Raw genomic sequence first — 5,285 nt, forward strand, 5'->3', positions numbered from 1 at the left:
CCTCTTTGAGAGGACTTGCGCTTTCTCGACAGGGGTTTTTAACCCCTGGCGGACTCTCGAACTAGCGAAAAATCGAACTGGCGGACTGTCGGAGTGGCGAACTCTTGGACTCTCGAACTGGCGGACTCTCGGACTCTCGGACTTACCCAAAATTTTTGGTATTATTGAGTCTTCGCATTTACCCACAAGTCTGCCGGGGAATCAATTCCCCGTCGAGAGAGCGTGCATTCGGTTGAAACCGACTCAAAAGCTAGATTAAATTATAATACGAGCTACTGATATGGTAAAATAACATGGCTATAAAATCGCAAAATAATAAAAAAAATTACGTCAATATCGGGAAACATATTTATGGCAATGTGGCGGCTGTACTACCATTTAGTTTGGGCAACAAAAGAAAGGCAACCTCTAATACATCCACAAACAGAAACAGAACTTTACAACTATATCATCGGCAAGGCTGATACCCTCAACTGCATCGTCCACGCGATCGGTGGCACAGAAAATCACATACATTTAATAGTTTCCATTCCTCCGACACAATCGATCGCAGAATTTGTAAAAAATATTAAAGGTAGCAGCAGCCATTATCTCAATCAAACTTCGCAAAATCCCAATAGATTTGGGTGGCAAGAAGGATATGGAGTATTCTCTTTAGGACAAACACAACTAGAACAAGCAGTCGCTTATGTTATCAATCAAAAACAACATCATTTGCAAAACACTGTAAATTCGCATTTAGAACAAATCACCGATCGAGACGATCGCCCAACCCGCTGGTATGCGAAGCGGCAAGAGAATTAATAGATGGAACTCTCGCGCTTACCGAAAGTTTGTGGTACTCCAAAGTTTTCGCATTTGTCCAAAAGTCCGCCGGGGATTGAAATCCCCGTCGAGAGAGCGCAAGTCGGTTAAAAACCGACTAAAAAACCCCATTAAATTATCATCAATCTTAGTCCTCTTTCAGAGGACTTTCGCTATGAGACAGGGGTTTTAACCCCTGGCGGACTCTCGGAATACCCACAATATTTCGCCTTCAAAAATCTTCGCATTCACCCACAATATTTCGCCTTCAAAAATCTTTGCATTACCCACAATATTTCGCCTTCAAAAATCTTTGCATTCACCCACAATCCCGCCGGGGATTAAAATCCCCGTCTCATAGCGAAAGTCGGTTGAAACCGACTGACAAATCCAATTAAATCATCATCCATCCCAGTCCTCTTTCAGAGGACTTTCGCTATGAAACAAGCGTTTTAACCCCTGGCGGACTATGAGACTACGAGACAGACATTTTAACCGCTAGCGAACCCTCGAAATTTCGCACTTACAAATCGCACCCGCAACCATCGTTACAATTATTCATAAAAAACCGAGAAATTTCGCAAGAAAGTTGTATTTTTCGCAATTTTTTCGCAAGAATTTACAATACAGCAGAGCCGGTACTCCCGTAAACTTACTGAATAACATAAACCAGGGGTACCAGCATATGAACTCTCCAAATCCACAAACATCTTACGGTCAAATTCCCTTAAGTTTTATTGCAAACGCTGGACAAACCGATCCATCTGTGAAATTCCAGGTAAAAGGTGCCGGTCACAGTATCTATTTCACTCCCAACGAAGTCACCTTTACCGCTTTCCAAAAACCCAATGAACCGGGAAATGCAGCCACAAATTCTGCAACTGTCCGCAGCAGCTTAGCAGACAGTAACCCGAATCCCACAATTTCCGGCTTAGAAAAATTGCCCGGATTTGCTAACTTTATTTTAGGCGAAGATTCCAGTCAATGGCACACAGATGTTCCTACTTTTAACGGCGTTGTTTATCAAAACGTTTATCAAGGAATCGATCGCGTTTTCAAAGGCACAGAAGGACAACTTAAGAGCGAGTTTTTGGTTGCACCTTTTGCCGATCCGAGTCAAATTAAGATGAATTATAGCGGTGTTAACAACATCCGCTTGCGCGACGACGGCGCACTGATTTTAGAAACACCGCTAGGCGAATTAATTGATAACGCACCGATCGTTTATCAAGACATCAACGGACAGCGGGTGAATGTTCCCGCAGCTTACAATTTATTAGGAAACAATCAAGTTAATTTTAGTTTGGGAGAGTTCGATCGCACTCAACCCCTAGTTATTGACCCGGTTTTAGCTTACTCGACTTATCTGGGTGGCAGCGGCAATGAGAATGCCAACCGCATAACCGTAGATAGCACAGGTGCGGCTTACATTATTGGCACTACTTTTAACAATTTTCCGACTACTCCCGGTGCATTCCAAACTACCCCAGGGGGTCAATCTGATATCTTGGTTACGAAAATTAACCCCCAAGGAACAGCCTTAGTTTACTCTACTTATATCGGCGGCCCTAATAATGATGAAGGTTTTGACATTGCGGTAGACAGTCAAGGAAATGCTTATTTAACCGGGCCAGTCAATCCGGGTTATCCAACTACAGCCGGTTCTTTTAAAGCTACAGCAAATATTACGAGTGCTGCTATAACTAAACTCACTTCAGCAGGGAACTCGTTAGTTTATTCTACTTTTTTAGGCGGTAGCGCTATTTCCGGTGGTGGTACTTTTTTCGGCGCTAGCGGGAGTAGCCTTGGCAACGGCATTAAAGTAGACAGTAACGGTAATGCTTATGTTGTCGGGCCGACATACGGCGGTTTCCCCACTACTGACACTGCCTCCCAGTTTAATTACGGAGGAGAACTGGATGGGTTTCTTGCTAAAGTTAATCCAACCGGCAGTGCTTTAGTTTACTCTACCTATTTAGGTGGTTCTGGTATTGATGATGCTAAAGGCATTGCACTAGACAATTCTGGTAATGTCTGGGTTACCGGAAATACCAATTCGACTAACTTCCCACTGAACTCAGCTAATGATATACCTATAGTCGGTTTTGAAGCTTTTGTCAGTAGATTTAACGCGAATGGTGAACTTACTTATTCCACTTATTTAGGTGGCAGCGGTGAAGATAAAGGTAATGATATTGCTGTAGATAGTTCTGGAAATGCCTATGTTGTGGGATATACATCTTCAACTGATTTTCCTACACTTAGTCCGATTCAAGCAGCTAATGGAGGTGGTGCTAAAGATGCTTTTGTCACCAAGATAAGTCCTAATAACTCTTTGATTTATTCAACTTATTTGGGCGGCAGCGGAGAGGAGAATGGCGATCGCATTACAGCAGACAATGCGGGTAATGCTTATGTGACGGGAAACACTACTTCGACTAATTTTCCGACTAAGAATGCGATTCAAAGTATCAGCGGTGGCGGGCTAGATGCTTTTATTACGAAAATCGATTCATCTGGTTCTGCCTTAGTTGATTCTACTTATATTGGTGGCAGCGGTAACGACTTCGGTAGTGCTATTGCGGTGGATGCGAATGGTGCAGTTTATGTCGCGGGAGGTACTAATTCTACTAATTTGCCTACTGCGAATCCTTGGCAAGCGGCGAATGGGGGAGGCGATTTTGATGCTTTTATTACTAAAATCATTCCTGGCGGGCCGCAGGTAAAGATTATTGAGTCGGGCGGCAACACAAATGTAGCTGAAAGCGGGACGACTGATACTTATACAGTTGTGCTAACTAATCAGCCTACTGCAAATGTGGCGATCGCATTCAATACCGGCACTCAAATTCAACCGATTGCGGGCATTAGTTTCACTCCAACTAACTGGTTTGTACCGCAAACAGTCACAGTCAGTGCAGTTGATGATACCGTAGATGAAACTTCGCCGCACAACGGCCCGATCGCCCATACTGCTATCAGCACCGATGCTAGTTACAACGGGGCGAGTGTCAGCTTTACCGTTAACGGCACTGCCGGCAACACCGTCAATGCTAAGATTACCGATAACGACAGCGCAGGTGTTAGCATTACTCCCACTAACACGAGTGCGAGAGAAGGTGGTACAAATGGAAGTTACAGCGTCAAGTTAAATACTCAACCCACAGCACCTGTTACGATTAACTTGGCTACAGGCACTCAAATTCAACCAATTACCGCACTTACTTTTACCGCTACTAATTGGAATCTCGCTCAAACTGTTGCAGTTAAAGCGGTTAACGACAATTTAGTCGAAGGAAATCATACAGGTACGATCGCCCATACTTCTAGCAGTACCGACGCTAATTACAACAGCCTCACGATTTTGCCCGTTAACGTCGCCATTACCGATAACGACACCGCAGGCGTCAGCATTACTCCTACTAACACGACAGCAACCGAAGGCGGCGCAACAGGAAGTTACAGTGTTAACTTAAATACTCAACCGAAAGCACCTGTGACGATTAATTTGGCTACAGGTAGTCAAATTCAACCGATCGCTGCACTAACTTTTACCGCTACTAATTGGAATACCCCTCAAACTGTTACGGTGAAAGCGGTTGATGACAATTTAGTTGAAGGAAATCATACAGGTGCGATCGCCCATACAGCTACTAGCAGCGATGTTAATTACAACAGCAGCCTCACAATATCGCCTGTGAGCGTCGCCATTACCGATAACGACTCCCCTGGTGTTTCGATTAACCCGACCGCGGCCAATGCAACGGAAGGCGGTGCAAATGGCAGTTATAGCGTTCGGTTAAACACTCAACCGACAGCACCTGTGACGATTAACTTAGGTACAGGCACTCAAATTCAACCAATTACCGCACTTACTTTTACTGCTGCTAATTGGAATGTCGCTCAAACTGTGGCAGTGAAAGCAGTTGACGACACTTTAGTTGAAGGAAATCATGCAGGTGCGATCGCCCATACTTCTACCAGTAGCGATGCTCAATATAACGGCATCACAATTTCCCCTGTGAATGTCGCCATTACTGATAACGACTCCCCGGGCGTTTCGATTAACCCGACGGCCACCAATGCAACAGAAGGCGGTGCAAATGGAAGTTATAGCATTGAGTTAAATACTCAACCGACAGCACCTGTTACGATTAACTTAGCTACAGGCACTCAAATTCAACCGATCGCTGCACTGACTTTTACCGCTGCTAATTGGAATGTCGCTCAAACTGTGACGGTGAAAGCAGTTGATGACAATGCAGTTGAAGGAAATCATGCAGGTGCGATCGACCATACTGCTACCAGTACCGATGTTAAATACAATAACATCACAATTTCGCCTGTTAATGTCGCCATTACTGATAACGACACTTCCCCAACACCCACACCTGCAAATTCCACCCCAACACCTGTAAATTCCACACCAACACCTGTAAATTCCACCCCAACACCTGTAAATTCCACCCCAACACCTGTAA

Annotated in this window: 3 protein-coding genes; all 3 read left to right on the plus strand. The window is 44.4% G+C overall.

The window, feature by feature from the left end; all coding sequences use genetic code 11:
• Window positions 1–259, plus strand: a 259-nt coding sequence (locus QT974_RS25130) for a hypothetical protein (RefSeq protein ID WP_333471130.1), incomplete at its 5' end; no start/stop codon positions are given.
• Window positions 260–351: 92 nt separating this feature from the next.
• The gene (gene tnpA / locus QT974_RS25135; protein ID WP_333471131.1) at window positions 352–804 is read left to right on the plus strand and encodes an IS200/IS605 family transposase; all 453 of its coding nucleotides are present in this window, start codon (window positions 352–354) and stop codon (window positions 802–804) included.
• A gap of 685 nt (window positions 805–1,489) precedes the next feature.
• The coding region (locus tag QT974_RS25140; RefSeq protein ID WP_333471132.1) for a beta strand repeat-containing protein at window positions 1,490–5,285 on the plus strand (3,796 nt) is incomplete at its 3' end.

It is taken from the genome of Microcoleus sp. BM001215392, from assembly GCF_036700185.1.
Taxonomy (GTDB): Bacteria; Cyanobacteriota; Cyanobacteriia; order Cyanobacteriales; family Microcoleaceae; genus Microcoleus.